Source organism: Actinomadura rupiterrae, from assembly GCF_024172125.1.
Taxonomy (GTDB): domain Bacteria; phylum Actinomycetota; class Actinomycetes; order Streptosporangiales; family Streptosporangiaceae; genus Spirillospora; species Spirillospora rupiterrae.
The window spans coordinates 257,260-272,289 of sequence record NZ_JAMZEA010000009.1 but is presented as its reverse complement, the minus strand read 5'-3'; the positions used below and the strand labels follow the sequence as shown (position 1 = coordinate 272,289).

Here is a 15,030-nt window from a genome sequence, read left to right as displayed (position 1 = left end):
GTAAGGTAGCAGGGCACCGCCGGGAGGACGCAATGCCGCGACAGGGCGCGAACGCGGATCCGCAGGACGCGGACGAGGGCACTGGCGAGGGCACCGGCGAGGGCACTGGCGAGGGCGTGGCAGGGCTGCCGGTGCTGGATCTGCGCGGGCGGACGGCCGTGGTGACCGGCGGCGTGCGCGGCGTCGGCCTCGGCATCACCCGCGCGTTCCTCGCGGCGGGCGCGGACGTCGTCGCCGTCGCCCGGCACGAGCCGGACGAGCTGCCCGAGGTAGGCGGCCGCCGCGCCCGGTTCGCCGCGCTGGACGTCCGCGACCCCGATGCCGCCGAGGCGTTCGCCGACGGCCTGGACCGGGTGGACGTGCTGGTCAACAACGCGGGCGGCACCCCGTTCGGCCTCCTCGCGGACGGCGACGTGCGCCGGCACATCAAGATCATCGAGCTGAACCTGGTGTCGGCGCTCATCATGTCCCGGGCCGTGCACCGCCGGATGGCCGCGCAGGACGAGGGCGGCTCGATCGTCATGGTCGGGAGCGTCAGCGGGGTCCGGCCGTCGCCCGGCACCGCCGCCTACGGCGCGGCCAAGGCGGGCCTCGCCGGCCTCGCGACGAGCCTCGCCGTCGAGTGGGCGCCGAAGGTGCGGGTCAACACCGTCACGCTCGGCATGGTCCGGACCGAGAGCTCGGACCTGCACTACGGCGGCGAGGACGGCGTCGCGGCCGTCGCCCGGACCGTCCCGCTCGGCCGCCTCGCCGAACCCGCCGACGTCGGCGCGGCCTGCGTGTTCCTCGCCTCACCGCTCGCCGCCTACATCAGCGGGTCGTCGCTGCTGCTGCACGGCGGCGGCGAGCGCCCGGCCTTCCTCGACGCCGCCACCGTCAACCGCGACGCCTGAACCGCCCGTCCACCACCCCGACCACCGCGACCGAGGAGCCGCAATGATCTGCAAGGACCGCGTCGTCATCGTCACCGGCGCCGGGCGCGGGCTCGGCCGCGCGCACGCGCTGGAGTTCGCCCGCCAAGGCGCGAAGGTCGTCGTCAACGACCTCGGAGTGGCCCGCGACGGCACCGGCGAGGCCGCGTCCGGCCCCGCGCAGGACGTCGTCGCCGAGATCGCGAAGCTCGGCGGCCAGGCCGTCGCGAGCCCGCACGACATCGCCACCGAGGACGGCGCGAAGGCCCTCGTCGCGCTCGCCGTCGAGACGTTCGGCGGCCTGGACGTCCTGGTCAACAACGCGGGCTTCCTGCGCGACCGGATGCTGGTGAACCTGTCCGAGGACGAGTGGGACGCCGTCATCCGCGTCCACCTCAAGGGGCACTTCCTGCCGCTCAAGCACGCGGGCCTCTACTGGCGGGCGCAGAGCAAGGCGGGCCGCCCGGTGGACGCGCGCGTCATCAACACCTCGTCGGGCGCGGGACTGCTCGGCAGCGTCGGGCAAGGCAACTACTCGGCCGCGAAGGCGGGCATCGTCGGGCTGACGCTCGTCGCGTCCGCCGAACTCGGCCGGTACGGCGTGACCGTCAACGCGATCGCGCCCGCCGCGCGCACCCGCATGACCGAGGAGGTGTTCGCGCAGACCATGGCCAGGCCGGCCGAGGGCGAGTTCGACGCCATGGCCCCCGAGAACGTCTCCCCGCTGGTTGTCTGGCTCGGTTCCGCCGGGTCGCGCGGCGTCACCGGGCGCGTCTTCGAGGCCGAGGGCGGCCGGATCTGCGTGATGGACGCCTTCCGGCACGGCCCGTCCGCCGACATCGGACGCCGCTGGGACCCTGCCGAGGTAGGCGCGGCCGTCACCGGACTGCTCGCCGAGGCGCCCGACCCCGAACCTGTCTACGGCGCGTCGTAACGCCCGGCCGTTCCCCCGGGCGGCGGGCCGGATCCGGCCACGGTCCAGGGGTGTGACCTCGGCGAACCCCCCTTCTTGATCACGCGTCGTATGGGGCACGGAGCCGCTTCCGCCCGGACGCGGCTCCCGGGGCACCGCGACCGAGGGGGACGGCTTCACGTTGATGGCTTCCGACCCGCCGCCGTCCGTTCAGCGGCGGCTCTCCCACGAAGGCACCACGGGCTTCCTCGCGGGCGGCGGCGCGCTGCCGCGGCCCCGCCCGAGGCGGCGGCACGTGCTCGCCGGGGTCCGGCTCGTCCTCGTGGCGGCCGCCGGGCTGGCGCTCGGCGCCGGCGTCTCGTCCGGCGCCCTCGGCCCGGCCGGACGCGCGCTCGGCCGGTTCCTGGACTTCTACGCCGGTGTCGTCTCGCTGGTCGGGCTCTCGCTCGCGGTCATGGTCGGGCTGCTCGCCACCGGACGCGTCGTCCCGTCCCGGCACCGGCTGACCGCGCAGATCGCGCACCGCGTGTTCGCCTTCGTCGCCGTCGTGTCCCTGGGCGTGCACATCGCCACCCAGCTGCTGCGGCACCGGGTCGGGGCGCTCGCGGCGTTCGTCCCGGCCGGGACCGCCGGGCACGCGCTGAGCCTCGCCCTCGGCGTCGTCGCCTGCTACCTGATGGTCGTCGCCGTCGCCGGCGGGATCGTGCGCGGGCGGTTCGCCGAGATCCGCCGGCCGTGGCTGTGGCGGGTGCTGCACCTGACCGCCTACGTGGCCTGGCCCGCCGCCGTCGCGCACGGCCTGACCTGCGGGCGGCCCGCCGCGGTGTGGGTCACCGGGAGCTACCTGCTGTGCCTGGCCGCGGTCGCCGCCGGGATCGCCGTGCGGCCGCTGCTGCGGCCCGCCGAGTCGAGGAGGCCGTCGTGACGACCGACCAGCGGCTCGCCGCGCCGAACATCGCCGTGCGGCAGGTCGGGCCGCCGCGCCTCACCCTCGGCCTGGACGGCGCGACCCGGCTGGACCTGGCCGCGCACCGCGCGCTGCACCCCGCGCCCGAGACGCGCACCGCCGACGCCCTGATCGCGCTCGCCGAGGACGGACGGCTGCACGGGCGCGGCGGCGCCGCCTTCCCGTTCGCCCGCAAGCTCCGCGCGGTCGCCGACGCGGCCGCCCGCCGCCGCAAGCGCACGGTCGTCGTGGTGAACGGCACCGAGGGCGAGCCCGGCAGCCTCAAGGACAAGGTGCTGCTCTGCCGCGCCCCGCACCTCGTCCTGGACGGCGCGGCCCTCGCCGCCACCGCGCTCGGCGCGCTGGAGATCGTCATCGCGGTGACCGACTCGTCCGCCGAGGCGTCGATGGAGCTGGCGCTGCGCGAGCGGGACCTCACCGGGCGGGCGCGGGTCGTCCGGCTGCCGGAGCGGTTCATCACCGGCGAGGGCGGTGCGCTCGTGCGCGGCATCAACGGCAGGCGGCCCGTCCCGCCCGGCAAGAAGGTCCGCGCCGCCACCCGCGGCGTGGACGGCCTGCCGACGCTGCTGTCCAACGCCGAGACCTACGCGCAGCTGGCCGTCCTCGCGGGGCTCGGCGTGCGCGGCTACCGCAAGATCGGCACACCGGACGAGCCGGGCACGGTCCTGCTCACCGTCACCGGATCCGCCCGCTTCCCGGCCGTGGTCGAGACGCCCGCCGGGGCGCCGCTCGGGCACCTGCTGGACCTGTGCGGCGCGCGGGCGAGCGAAGGCGTCCTGGTCGGCGGCTACCACGGCGCCTGGCTGCGCGGCGAGGACGCGATCCGCGCCCGGATCTCGCGGGACGGCCTGGCCAAGGCGGGCGGCACGCTCGGCGCGGGCATCGTGATGCCGCTCGGCCGCGGCACCTGCCCGCTGGGGGAGTCGGCGCGGGTCGCGCGCTACCTCGCCGCCGAGTCGGCGGGGCAGTGCGGCCCGTGCCGCCTCGGCCTCCCGGACCTGGCCACCGCGCTCGCCGACCTCGCCGCCGGGAACGCCCCGGAGGCCGCGGTCGCCGCCGTCCGGCGGGCCGTCCGCATGACGGCCGGGCGCGGCGCCTGCTCGCATCCCGACGGGACGGCCCGGTTCGTCCTGTCCACGCTGGAGGTGTTCGCCGACGACGTGGCCCGGCACATCGCGACCGGCGGCTGCGGGCGGCCCGTGCGCGGCGTCCTGCCCGCCGAGGCCGGCGAGGCGCGGCTGCGCCTGGAGGTGGACTGGAGCCGCTGCGACGGCCACGGCCTCTGCGCCGACCTGCTCCGCGGGACCGTCCGCATGGACGAGTACGGCTACCCGGTCATCCCGGACGAGCCGATCCCGGCGACGATGGAGTCGGCCGCGCGCAAGGCCGTCGCGATGTGCCCCGGGCTCGCGCTCCGGCTCGTCCCGCGCACCCCGCACGACAAGCCGAAGAAGACCGGCGGGCGGGCAGGGCAGCCCGTCCCCGCCACGTAGGCCGCGATCAGGACGGGCGGTAGTAGGCGATGTACCGGCCGACCTGGTCGCAGTAGGCGCGGTACTTGGGCGGCGGGCCCTTGGCGTCCACGACCTTCTTCGACGACGAGCGGTAGGTCGCGGCGAGGTTCAGCGCCGGGTCGCCCGGCACGTTCACCAGGTCCTTGCCCCAGTAGCAGAGGTAGCGGCCCATCGCCGGGATCGAGAGGTCGGGGGTGATGTCCTCGGGGTGCGGCTCGGGGTTGTTCAGCCCGCCCGGCTGCCAGAACGTCAGGACGTGCGGCGTCCAGCGGGCGATGCCGTACTCGTCCTTCGCCGGGTCCGCCAGGTTCGGGTCGAAGTTGCTCTCGACCTTGAGCATCGCCGCGATGAGCGCGGGGCTGAGGCCCTTCAGCTCGCACCACGTCCCGGCCCGGACGATCAGCCTCCGGTACTGCGGCGGGATGCCGCGGTCGGTGCGCAGCCAGCGCCCGCCGGGATCGCCCGGCCCCGAGTCGCGCGAGCCGGAGTGGTGGCCGGGGAGGGCGTCCGGCCCGCCGCTGACGGCCAGGACCGTTCCGGCCCCGCCGGCGGCGAGCAGCGCGGCCGCCCCGCACGCCAGCAGGATCCGGCGGCGTGCCCGGCCGCGGCCCCGGCGGCGGACCGGCCGGGACCCGGGCAGCGGATCGGTATCGATCCTGCTGGTGGTGCGGGATAGCGCCTGCTCGAAGTCGGACGCGGACGGCCAGCGCCGGTCGCGGTCGGCGGCGAGCGCGCGCAGCACCACCGCGTCCACCGCGGGCGGGACGCCGGGACGCAGCGCGCTCGGCGGTGGCGGGTCCTCGCGCGGCGGCTCGCCGGTCAGCAGGTGGTAGCTGAGCGCGCCGAGCCCGTAGACGTCCGAGCGGTGGTCCGGCGCGCCGTCGATCACCGCCTGCTCGGGGGCCATGTAGCCGGGCGACCCGGCGGGCAGCGTCAGGCTGGACAGCCGGTCCCCGGTGCGCGCGATGCCGAGGTCGGAGATCATCACCCGCTCGTCCCCGCCCGCCTCGGACCGCAGCAGCACGTTCGAGGGCTTCAGGTCGCGGTGCACGATGCCCTCGGCGTGCAGGTCGGACAGGCCGCGCGCGACCTCCCGGGCCAGCCGCAGCGCCTCGCCCACGGGCAGCGGCCCGGCCGCCAGCCGGTCCTCGACCGTGCCCCGGTCGGCGTAGGTCATCACGAAGTAGGGCCGGCCGTCCGGCAGCGTGCCGATGTCGAACACCTGGACGAGCCGGTGCGAGTCCACCCGGCGCAGCAGCCGCGCCTCCTGGACGAACCGCTCCCGGACGTCGTCCCGGCGGGACCAGTGCTCGGCGAGGATCTTGATCGCCACCGGCGAGTTCAGCTCCGCGTCGTGGCCGAGCCACACCACGGCGAACGCGCCGGAGCCGAGGAGCCGGTCGATCCGGTACCTGCCGGCCGACGGAGGGGTCTCCATGGACGCCCATGATGCGCGATCGCGGCCCCGCGCGGCAGGGGCTTGGGGATGACAAGGGGGAGACCCCTGCCTTGCCGGTCCGGCCGGAATGCCGCGACCTGCGCGGACGTTGCACATCGGCGGTGGGAAAATGATTCGCCGCCGGGGGCCGCGGGGGTTACGGTGCCCCCGGTCCGTATTCTTGCTGATTGGTTATGAGGACGACGCCTGTGAGTTCGCCGCTCGCCGATTTGCGCGCGCGCCTGCCCGAGCTGATGCCGCGCGACCGGCAGCGGCTCCGCCGCCGGATCGAGGGCACGGTCAAGATGCGGGACGCCGCCCGCCGCGACCGGGTGGCCGCCGAGATCGCCGCCGAGGTGGAGGCCGCCGCGGCGCGGGTGGAGCGGCGCCGCGCCGCCGTCCCGGCGGTCACCTACCCCGCCGAGCTGCCGGTCTCGCAGAAGAAGGACGACATCGCCGCCGCGATCCGGGACCACCAGGTCGTGATCGTCGCGGGTGAGACCGGGTCCGGCAAGACCACCCAGCTGCCCAAGATCTGCCTGGAGCTGGGCCGCGGCGTGCTCGGCTCGATCGGCCACACCCAGCCGCGCCGCCTCGCCGCCCGCACGGTCGCCGACCGCATCGCCGAGGAGCTCGGCACCGAGCTGGGCGAAGCCGTGGGATACAAGATCAGGTTCACCGACCGGTCCAGCGACGACACGCTCGTCAAGCTGATGACCGACGGCATCCTGCTCGCCGAGATCCAGACCGACCGGCTGCTCCGGCAGTACGACACGCTGATCATCGACGAGGCGCACGAGCGCAGCCTCAACATCGACTTCCTGCTCGGCTACGTCCGGGAGATCCTGCCGAAGCGGCCGGACCTCAAGGTGATCATCACCTCGGCGACGATCGACCCCGAGCGGTTCTCCCGGCACTTCGGCGACGCCCCGATCGTGGAGGTGTCCGGGCGCACCTACCCGGTCGAGGTGCGGTACCGGCCGGTCACCGACCCCGAGGACCCGTCCGCCGACCCCGACCGCGACCAGATCCAGGCGATCGTGGACGCGGTGGACGAGCTGGAGCGCGAGGCCCCCGGCGACGTGCTGGTGTTCCTGTCCGGCGAGCGGGAGATCCGCGACACCGCCGACGCGCTGACCAAGCACCTGGCGGGCAAGCGCGGCCATCACGAGGTGCTGCCGCTGTACGCGCGGCTGTCGTCGGCCGAGCAGCACCGGGTGTTCCAGGCGCATCGCGGGCGGCGGATCGTCCTCGCGACGAACGTGGCCGAGACGTCCCTGACCGTCCCCGGCATCAAGTACGTCGTCGACCCCGGCACCGCGCGCATCTCCCGCTACAGCCACCGGCTGAAGGTGCAGCGGCTGCCGATCGAGCCGGTGTCGCAGGCGTCGGCGAACCAGCGCAAGGGCCGCTGCGGACGAGTATCCGAGGGCATCTGCATCCGGCTCTACTCGGAGGAGGATTTCGAGTCCCGTCCCGAGTTCACCGACCCGGAGATCCTGCGCACCAACCTCGCCTCGGTCATCCTGCAGATGACCGCGCTCGGCCTCGGCGACATCGCCGCCTTCCCGTTCGTCGAGCCGCCGGACCGCCGCAACGTCCGCGCCGGTGTCGACCTGCTGCACGAACTGGGCGCGATCGACCCGGACGAGAAGGACCCGAAGAAGCGCCTCACCCCGCTCGGCCGCCGCCTCGCCCAGCTTCCCGTGGACCCGCGCCTCGGCCGCATGGTCCTGGAGGCGGACAAGAACGGCTGCGTCCGCGAGGTGCTGATCATCGCGGCCGCGCTGTCGATCCAGGACCCGCGCGAGCGCCCGGCCGAGCACCAGCAGGCCGCCGACGAGAAGCACCGCCGCTTCGCCGACCCCACCTCGGACTTCCTGGCCTACCTGAACCTCTGGAACTACCTGCGCGAGCAGCAGAGGGAGCTGTCCGGCAGCGCGTTCCGCCGCACGTGCAAGAACGAGTTCCTGCATTTCCTGCGCATCCGCGAGTGGCAGGACCTGCACAGCCAGCTCAAGCAGGTCGCCAAGACGCTCGGTGTCACGCTCAACACCGTGGACGCCGCGCCCGACCGCGTCCACCTCTCGCTCCTGGCCGGCCTGCTCTCCCACATCGGCCTCCAGGACACCGATAAGAAGGATGAGGGCGGGCCGCGCCGGCGCGTCCAGCAGGAGTACCTCGGCGCGCGGAACGCCAAGTTCGCGATCTTCCCCGGATCGTCGCTGTTCAAGAAGCCGCCGCGCTGGGTCATGTCGGCCGAGCTGGTCGAGACGTCCAGGCTCTGGGCGCGCGTCAACGCCAAGATCGAGCCGGAGTGGATCGAGCCGCTCGCCGGGCACCTGGTCAAACGCAGCTACAGCGAGCCGCACTGGTCCAAGAAGCAGGCGGCCGTGATGGCGTACGAGAAGGTCACCCTGTACGGGGTGCCGATCGTCGCGCAGCGGAACGTCAACTACGGGAGCATCGACCCGGAGCTGTCCCGCGAGCTGTTCATCCGGCACGCGCTGGTCGAGGGCGACTGGGAGACCCACCACAAGTTCTTCCACGAGAACCGCGCGCTGCTGGACGAGGTGGAGGAGCTGGAGCACCGCGCCCGGCGCCGCGACATCCTGGTGGACGACGAGACGCTGTTCGACTTCTACGACGAGCGCGTCCCCGAGGACGTCGTCTCCGGACGGCACTTCGACACCTGGTGGAAGAAGGCCCGCCACAAGGAGCCCGACCTTCTCAACTTCGAGAAGTCGATGCTCATCAACCAGACCGCGGGCGCGGTCACCGAGGCCGACTACCCCGACCACTGGCAGCAGGGGCCGCTGCGGCTCAGGCTGACCTACCAGTTCGAGCCGGGCGCCGACGCCGACGGCGTGACCGTCCACGTGCCGGTGCAGATCCTCAACCAGGTCAAGCCGGACGGCTTCGACTGGCAGGTGCCGGGGCTGCGGACCGAGCTGGTGACCGAGCTGATCCGGTCGCTGCCCAAGCAGCTGCGGGTCAACTTCGTCCCGGCCCCCGACTACGCGCGCCGCGTCCTGGAGCGTGTCTCGCCGCGCACCGAGCCGCTGCTGGACGCGCTGGAGCGCGAGCTGACGCAGCTGACGTCCGTCCCGATCGCCCGCGAGGCGTGGGACCTGACGCGCCCGCCCGCGCACCTGCGCATGACGTTCCGCGTCGTGGACGAGCGCAGGCGCACGCTCGGCGAGTCCACCGACCTGGAGGCGCTGAAGCGGGAGCTGGCCCCGAAGGTGCGCGGGACGCTGTCCAAGGCCGCGTCCCGCGAGGGCATCGAGAAGGACGGCCTGACCACCTGGACGCTCGGCGAGCTGCCCCGCACCTACGAGCGCAGGCAGGCCGGGTACGAGGTCAAGGCGTTCCCCGCGCTCACCGACGAGGGCGGCAGCACGGCCGTCCGGCTGTACGAGACCGAGGCCGGGCAGCGCCGCGCGATGTGGAACGGCACGCGGCGGCTGATCCTGCTGAACGTCCAGTCCCCGGCGAAGCAGATCCAGGCGAAGCTCGGCAACCAGGCCAAGCTGGCGCTCAGCCACAACCCGCACGGCTCGGTCGCCGCGCTGTTCGAGGACTGCGTCGCCGCCGCCGTCGACAAGCTCATGGCCGACGCCGGCGGCCCGGCCTGGGACGAGGCGGCCTACCAGCGGCTCTACGACCACGTCCGCGCCGAGCTGTACGACACGACCGCCGCGGTCGTGAACCAGGTCGGGCTCATCCTCGCCGCCTCGCACCAGCTCGACCGGAGCCTGCGCGGCAGCACCAGCCTCACGCTCGTGCACGCCCTCACCGAGATCCGCGACCACCTCGCGGCGCTGGTCGGGCCGGGCTTCGTGACGGCGACGGGCGCGCAGCGCCTGCCCGACCTGCTCCGCTACGTCAAGGCCATGCAGGTGCGGGTGGACAAGCTGCCCGAGAACCCCGGCCGGGACCGGATGCTCGGCCACCAGGTCCAGGTGCTCGCGCAGGAGTACGGCGACCTGCTGCGCCGCCTGCCGCCGGACCGCCGCGAGGACGACGCGGTCAAGCAGATCCGCTGGATGCTGGAGGAGTACCGGGTCAGCCTGTTCGCGCAGCAGCTCGGCACGCGCTTCCCGGTGTCCGACAAGCGCATCCGCAAGGCCATGGCCCAGATCCAGCCGTGACGCGCGAAGGAGAGCGGCGGCGGCCCGGGGGCCACCGCCGCTCTTCCGGTGTGTCCGGTCAGGAGGTGATGTCGCGGCGGCGGAAGGCCCACAGGCCCGCGCCGATGAGCACCGCCGCGAGCGCCGTCGTCCAGACCAGGGGAGTGGCCGACCAGGCCGTCCCCGGCAGCTTCGGGGTGTGCGCGAAGGGCGAGACGTCCATGACCCAGTGCGGCAGCTTCAGCAGCGGCCCCATCTCGCCGATCAGCAGGAACGCCACCAGCACCGCCCATCCGGCCGCGGTGAAGCGGGGCACCAGGCCGTAGCCGAGCACCATGATTCCGATCACCACCCAGGCGGCCGGGATCTGCACTAGGGACGCTCCGACGAGGCGTCCGAACTGCGCGCTGTCGCCGCTCTGCCCCGCGTAGACCGCACCCGCGACCATGCCGGCGAGCAGCAGCAGGCCCACGGAGCCGAGCAGCGCGATCAGGACCGGACCGGCCGCCCAGCGCCACCGGCTCACCGCCGTCGCGAGCACCGGCTCGGTGCGCTGCCCGGTCTCCTCGGCGCGCAGCAGCCCGACGGCCTGCACGCCGAACGCCGCCGCGAAGATCGACGCGAACACCATCTCGGTGGCGAGGAAGGCGTCGGTGATGCCCTTCTCGCCGCCGAGCTTGATGATGAGGTCGTGCGCCTGCTTGCTGTCGGCCATGCTTCCCACGTTGGACGCGATGCCGCCGAGCGCCGCGCCGAGGATCGCGAACGCGACCGCCCAGCCGAGCAGCGACCCGCGCTGGAGCCGCCACCACAGCGCTATCGCGCCGGTCAGCCGCGCGGACGCGGTGGCCGGGCCCTCCCGGTCGGGCAGGATTCCCGCGCCGAGGTCGCGCCGCGACACCAGCGCGTACGCCACGACCGTCATGACCGCCGCGAACACGACCATCACCAGCAGCACCCACCAGCGGTTCCCCGCGTACGGGCGAAACTGCTGGCCCCAGCCGATCGGGGACAGCCAGGACAGCCAGCGCGGGCCGTCCTCGCCGGAGGTGTCGCCGAACGCCCGCACGAGGAAGAACGCGCCCAGGACGGCGAACGAGTAGCCCGTCGCGGTGCGCGCGTGCGAGGTGAGCTGCGCGACGACGGCCGTGATCGCGCCGCACGCCAGCCCGACCCCGCCCCATGCCAGCCCGGCGGCGGCGGACCCGGCGGCGGGCAGGCCCGCGGTGGTCAGCGCGAGCGCGCAGAGCACCGCGATCAGCACGTTCGTCGTCAGCATCACCGACAGCGCCGAGGTCAGCGGCGCGCGGCGGCCGACCGCGGTCGCCCCGACCAGCTCCAGCCGCCCGCTCTCCTCGTCGGCGCGGGTGTGCCGGACGACCAGCACGATCGACAGCGCTGCGGCCGCGACCGCGCCGAACACGTTCAGCTTCAGCATCGACACCGCGCCGAGCGAGGTCGGGTCGTAGACCCGCCCGTACAGCGCGACCAGCGCCGGAGTGCCGTTGGTGCTGGACGCGAGCCTCATCCGCGACGCGGTGTCGGGGTAGAGGCCCTTGGTGGACGAGACGGTCGACGCCGCCATGATCACGATCAGGTACACCCAGACCGGGAGCATGATCCGGTCGCGGCGCAGCGCGAGCCGGGTCAGCGGGCCGGTGCCGGCGAGCGCGGTCACCGCGACCCCGCCTTGGCGTCGCTTGCCTTCCCGGCCCCGGCGCCTCCGGAACCCGAGCCGGATCCGTTGGCGCGCAGGTCGTCCTGGTAGTGGCGGAGGAACAGCTCCTCCAGCGTCGGCGGCTGGCTGGTCAGCCCGCGCACGCCGATCTCGGTGAGCCGGCGCAGCACGCCGTCGAGTTGGGCGGTCTCGACCTCGCACTTGAACGTGTGGTCCTGCACCTCGGGGTCGTGGACGCCGGGGAGGTCGGCCAGGCCGTCCGGGGGACCGGCCAGCTCGGCGCGGATCGAGGTGCGGGTCAGGTGCCGCAGCTCGGCGAGCGTGCCGGTCTCGACCGTCCGGCCCTTGCGGATGATGGTGACCCGGTCGCAGAGCGCCTCGACCTCGCTGAGGATGTGGCTCGACAGCAGGACGGTGCGCCCGGAGCCGCGCTCCTCGCGCACGCACTCCTGGAAGACCTCCTCCATCAGCGGGTCGAGGCCGGAGGTCGGCTCGTCCAGGATCAGCAGTTCGGCGTCGGACGCGAGCGCCGCGACGAGCGCCACCTTCTGCCGGTTGCCCTTGGAGTAGGCGCGGCCCTTCTTCTTCGGGTCGAGCTCGAACCGCTTGACCAGCTCGTCCCGGCGCGCGGTGTCGAGACCGCCGCGCAGCCTGCCGAGCAGGTCGATCACCTCCCCTCCGGACAGGTTCGGCCACAGCGTCACATCGCCCGGGACGTAGGCGAGGCGGCGGTGCAGCGCCGTGGCGTCGTGCCAGGGGTCGCCGCCGAGCAGCCGTGCCTCGCCGGAGTCGGCGCGCAGCAGGCCGAGCAGGACCCGGATGGTGGTGGACTTGCCCGCGCCGTTCGGGCCGAGGAAGCCGTGGACCTCGCCGGGCCGGACGGTCAGGTCGAGCCCGTCCAGGGCGCGCGTCCGGCCGAAGGTCTTCACCAGGCCGGAGACGGAGATGACCTCGTTCATGATTCAGAACCTACACGAGATTCACGATTTCGTGAAGATAATGAATAGGCTAAACTCAGGGGCGAGGTGGTTCCGTTTGGGGGGAGTTGAGGGCGCGTGACCGAGCAGGACATGCCGGACGAGGCGCACGGCGGGCGCGACCAGGACGCCGTGCTCCGCTTCGTGGAGCGGTTCGCCTCCACCCTCGCCGACGCGGGCTGGCCGAGGATGGCCGCGCGCGTGTTCGTCGTCCTGCTGGCCACCGACTCCGGCGCGCTCACCGCCGCCGAGCTGAGCGAGGAGCTGCAGGTCAGCCCCGCGGCGGTGTCGGGCGCGGTGCGCTACCTCACCCATCTCGACCTGATCTCCCGCGAGCGCGAGATCGGCACCCGGCGCGACCTGTACCGGGTCGACAACGAGGCGTGGCAGGCCGCCCTCACCAAGCGCGACCAGGCGCTCGGCCGCTGGGCGGCGGGCCTGCTGGAGGGCTCGGAACTGCTCGGCCCCGGCACGCCCGCCGGGCGGCGGCTCACCGAGTCGGCCGAGTTCTTCGACTTCCTCCGCCGCGAGGTCGAGCTGATCATGGACCGCTGGCTCGCGCTCCGCGACGCCCGCCGCGACGGTGAACCGCTTCCGTCGCGGGATGGGCTCGGCCAGGGCACCCGCTGATCCGGACCCGCGGCCGATGCTCACCTGGTGAGCGTTCATGCTCATCAGATGCGCACAACGCCGCGTGTTGCTGACGTGCGGTCACCGGGCCGTCGCGACTGGTCACCGCGCGGGCGTGGTGGTTCCCACACGTCCCGCCAGTCCCTGCGGACACCCGCCGAAATGCGTAAGGTTCATCCCATGCCTAACAGCGACGAGCGCGACAACTCGGATGTTCCGGAGCAGGGAACGTCCGGCGAGGCCGTGGCCCGGACCGCCGAGGGCGGCGAGGTCGCGAGGCTGGGGGACCCGGTCACCGTCTGGCCGTGCGCCAACTGCGGACGGCCCGTACCGCAGCCGGTCGGCGCCGTCCGCGCCGTCCGGTACTGCCAGGACGACGACGGGGCCTGCGTCCGGGAGGCGCGCGAGCGCCGCGAGCGCGGCCGGGACGCCCCCGGCCTGACCGGCCAGGTCGCCGCGACCTGGGAGATGGTGGAGCGGCTGGAGCGCTCGGCCGACGCGCTCGCCGAGTCGCTGGCCGCCGAGCTGAGCGTCGCCGGGGTGGAGCGCCGCGTCGCCGAGGTGCGCGCCGAGGCCGCGCGCGAGCTGTCGGTCGCGCAGAGCGAGCGGGACGCCTCGCAGCGGCGCGCCGACGAGGCCCGCGGCGAGGCCGACAGCGCCCGCAAGCGCGCCGACGCCGCCGAGAAGGACGCCGCCCGCGCCCGCGACGAGGCCAAGAAGGCCACCGCCAAGCGCGACGCCGCCCAGAAGGCCTGGGAGGAGGCGCACGAGATCGCGCAGCAGGCGGTGACCGCCAAGCTCGCCGCCGAGAGCGAGCGGGACCGCATCGCCGCCCGCGAGACCGAGCTGCTCGCCGCGCTGGAGAACACCCGCGCCGACCTGGTCGCCCAGCACGCCAAGGTGGCCGAGACCGAGGGCGCGGTCGAGAAGCAGCGCGTCGAGGCCGCCGTCGCCAAGCAGGGCGCCGAGGACCTGCGCAACTCCATGCGCGACACCGAGGCGCAGCGCCAGCGCGCCATGCAGGCCGCGAGCAAGGCCGAGGCCGAGCGGGCCGCCGCGCAGCGCGCGCAGTCGGAGGCCGAGGCCGAGGCGGTGCGCGCCAAGGCCCTCGCCGAGGACGCGGTCAAGGAGCGCGACGCGGCCCGCGACCAGGCGAACCAGGCGATCGCCGAGCGGGACGACCTGCTCACCAAGCTGACCGAGCACGCGCTGCAGATCCGGCAGCTGTCCCAGTCGGTCGCCGAGCAGCAGGCCGCGCTCGCCGCGCTCGCCGAGGAGCGCGACGCCGCCCGCGCCGAGGCCGACCGGGCGCGCCGGCAGATAGACCAGTTCACGCACAACACGCTGTCGTCGAACCTGCCCGCGGGCCGGATGCCCGGGTCCGGCGCCACCGGCACGTCGCAGGAGGTGCCGAGCCTCTCGGACGGCGCCCCGCTCGCGCCCGCGCCGAGCAACGGCGCGCCGATGTCGCCGTCCGCTACCGGCCAGGGCGTCTCCTACCCCACGGCCGACCCGGCGACCGGCTACCCGCCCGCCGACTCCTCCGGTCTCGGCTACTCCGCCGAGGTGAAGAACGCCTACCCGTACGCCGACCCGAGCGCCGGATATCCGCCCGCGGACCCGAGCGGTGCGCACCCGGCGGTGGACGGCGCCTCGATGCCGATGGCGGCTCCGGTTCCGGGACCGGTCGGCATCCCGTCCTCGATCACTGGCGGCACGCCGTACGTCGGCGGTCCGGCTACGCAGGGCGGGCAGCCCGGCCAGCACCCGGCCTCGGCGGGCGTCAACGGCAACGGCCTGAACGGCCACCGGCACGGTCCGGACGACCGCGAGGACCCGCTCTTCCACAAGCCGTAACCCGCCCCAGCA

General features: G+C 74.2%; 10 protein-coding genes. 7 read left to right on the top strand and 3 right to left on the bottom strand.

Annotation, left to right across the window (positions count from 1 at the left end; genetic code table 11):
• Positions 1 to 32 precede the first annotated feature (32 nt).
• The 4 genes from FHU30_RS31380 (at position 33) to FHU30_RS31365 (ending at position 4,284) form a co-directional block, all read left to right on the top strand.
• Positions 33 to 893 carry an SDR family oxidoreductase gene (locus FHU30_RS31380; protein ID WP_253880616.1) on the top strand — a complete coding sequence of 287 codons (861 nt, stop codon included), beginning with the start codon at positions 33 to 35 and terminating at the stop codon, positions 891 to 893.
• Between the two features lie 43 nt (positions 894 to 936).
• Complete coding sequence (locus FHU30_RS31375; protein WP_253880607.1) at positions 937 to 1,845, top strand: SDR family oxidoreductase; 909 nt, start codon at positions 937 to 939, stop codon at positions 1,843 to 1,845.
• A 163-nt stretch (positions 1,846 to 2,008) separates the two neighbouring features.
• Positions 2,009 to 2,749: a hypothetical protein gene (locus tag FHU30_RS31370; protein WP_253880605.1), complete on the top strand. Its 741-nt coding sequence runs from the start codon at positions 2,009 to 2,011 to the stop codon at positions 2,747 to 2,749.
• Entirely contained in the window at positions 2,746 to 4,284 is a 1,539-nt protein-coding gene (locus FHU30_RS31365) for an NADH-ubiquinone oxidoreductase-F iron-sulfur binding region domain-containing protein (RefSeq protein WP_253880604.1), read from the top strand. Before FHU30_RS31370 ends, FHU30_RS31365 begins: the two co-directional genes overlap by 4 nt.
• A 7-nt stretch (positions 4,285 to 4,291) precedes the next feature.
• On the opposite strand, the gene FHU30_RS31360 is transcribed toward FHU30_RS31365, so the two are convergent.
• Positions 4,292 to 5,743: a serine/threonine-protein kinase gene (locus tag FHU30_RS31360; RefSeq protein ID WP_253880602.1), complete on the bottom strand. Its 1,452-nt coding sequence runs from the start codon at positions 5,741 to 5,743 to the stop codon at positions 4,292 to 4,294.
• 194 nt (positions 5,744 to 5,937) lie between these two features.
• Between FHU30_RS31360 and hrpA the strand changes: the two genes are divergently transcribed.
• The gene (gene hrpA, locus FHU30_RS31355; RefSeq protein ID WP_253880600.1) at positions 5,938 to 9,897 is read left to right on the top strand and encodes an ATP-dependent RNA helicase HrpA; all 3,960 of its coding nucleotides are present in this window, start codon (positions 5,938 to 5,940) and stop codon (positions 9,895 to 9,897) included.
• Between the two features lie 58 nt (positions 9,898 to 9,955).
• Here the strand turns inward: hrpA and FHU30_RS31350 are convergent, their stop codons facing one another.
• Together FHU30_RS31350 and FHU30_RS31345 are read right to left on the bottom strand one after the other, a co-directional pair.
• Entirely contained in the window at positions 9,956 to 11,554 is a 1,599-nt protein-coding gene (locus FHU30_RS31350; RefSeq protein WP_253880598.1) for an ABC transporter permease, read from the bottom strand.
• Positions 11,551 to 12,513 (bottom strand): ABC transporter ATP-binding protein, encoded by a 963-nt coding sequence (locus FHU30_RS31345; protein ID WP_253880591.1) that lies wholly within the window; start codon positions 12,511 to 12,513, stop codon positions 11,551 to 11,553. Before FHU30_RS31345 ends, FHU30_RS31350 begins: the two co-directional genes overlap by 4 nt.
• A 96-nt stretch (positions 12,514 to 12,609) precedes the next feature.
• On the opposite strand from FHU30_RS31345, the gene FHU30_RS31340 reads away from it, so the two are divergent.
• Together FHU30_RS31340 and FHU30_RS31335 are read left to right on the top strand one after the other, a co-directional pair.
• Positions 12,610 to 13,161 carry a GbsR/MarR family transcriptional regulator gene (locus FHU30_RS31340; RefSeq protein ID WP_253880589.1) on the top strand — a complete coding sequence of 184 codons (552 nt, stop codon included), beginning with the start codon at positions 12,610 to 12,612 and terminating at the stop codon, positions 13,159 to 13,161.
• Positions 13,162 to 13,341: 180 nt separating this feature from the next.
• Complete coding sequence (locus FHU30_RS31335) at positions 13,342 to 15,018, top strand: coiled-coil domain-containing protein (RefSeq protein ID WP_253880587.1); 1,677 nt, start codon at positions 13,342 to 13,344, stop codon at positions 15,016 to 15,018.
• Positions 15,019 to 15,030 lie beyond the last annotated feature (12 nt).

What these genes read in the sequence shown, in the direction of transcription:
- FHU30_RS31380 (WP_253880616.1), top strand. Translation starts at nt 33, where the DNA reads ATGCCGCGACAGGGCGCGAACGCGGATCCGCAGGACGCGGACGAGGGC.
- FHU30_RS31375 (WP_253880607.1), top strand. Translation starts at nt 937, where the DNA reads ATGATCTGCAAGGACCGCGTCGTCATCGTCACCGGCGCCGGGCGCGGG.
- FHU30_RS31345 (WP_253880591.1), bottom strand. Translation starts at nt 12,513, where the DNA reads ATGAACGAGGTCATCTCCGTCTCCGGCCTGGTGAAGACCTTCGGCCGG.
- hrpA (WP_253880600.1), top strand. Translation starts at nt 5,938, where the DNA reads ATGAGGACGACGCCTGTGAGTTCGCCGCTCGCCGATTTGCGCGCGCGC.
- FHU30_RS31335 (WP_253880587.1), top strand. Translation starts at nt 13,342, where the DNA reads ATGCCTAACAGCGACGAGCGCGACAACTCGGATGTTCCGGAGCAGGGA.
- FHU30_RS31360 (WP_253880602.1), bottom strand. Translation starts at nt 5,743, where the DNA reads ATGGAGACCCCTCCGTCGGCCGGCAGGTACCGGATCGACCGGCTCCTC.
- FHU30_RS31370 (WP_253880605.1), top strand. Translation starts at nt 2,009, where the DNA reads ATGGCTTCCGACCCGCCGCCGTCCGTTCAGCGGCGGCTCTCCCACGAA.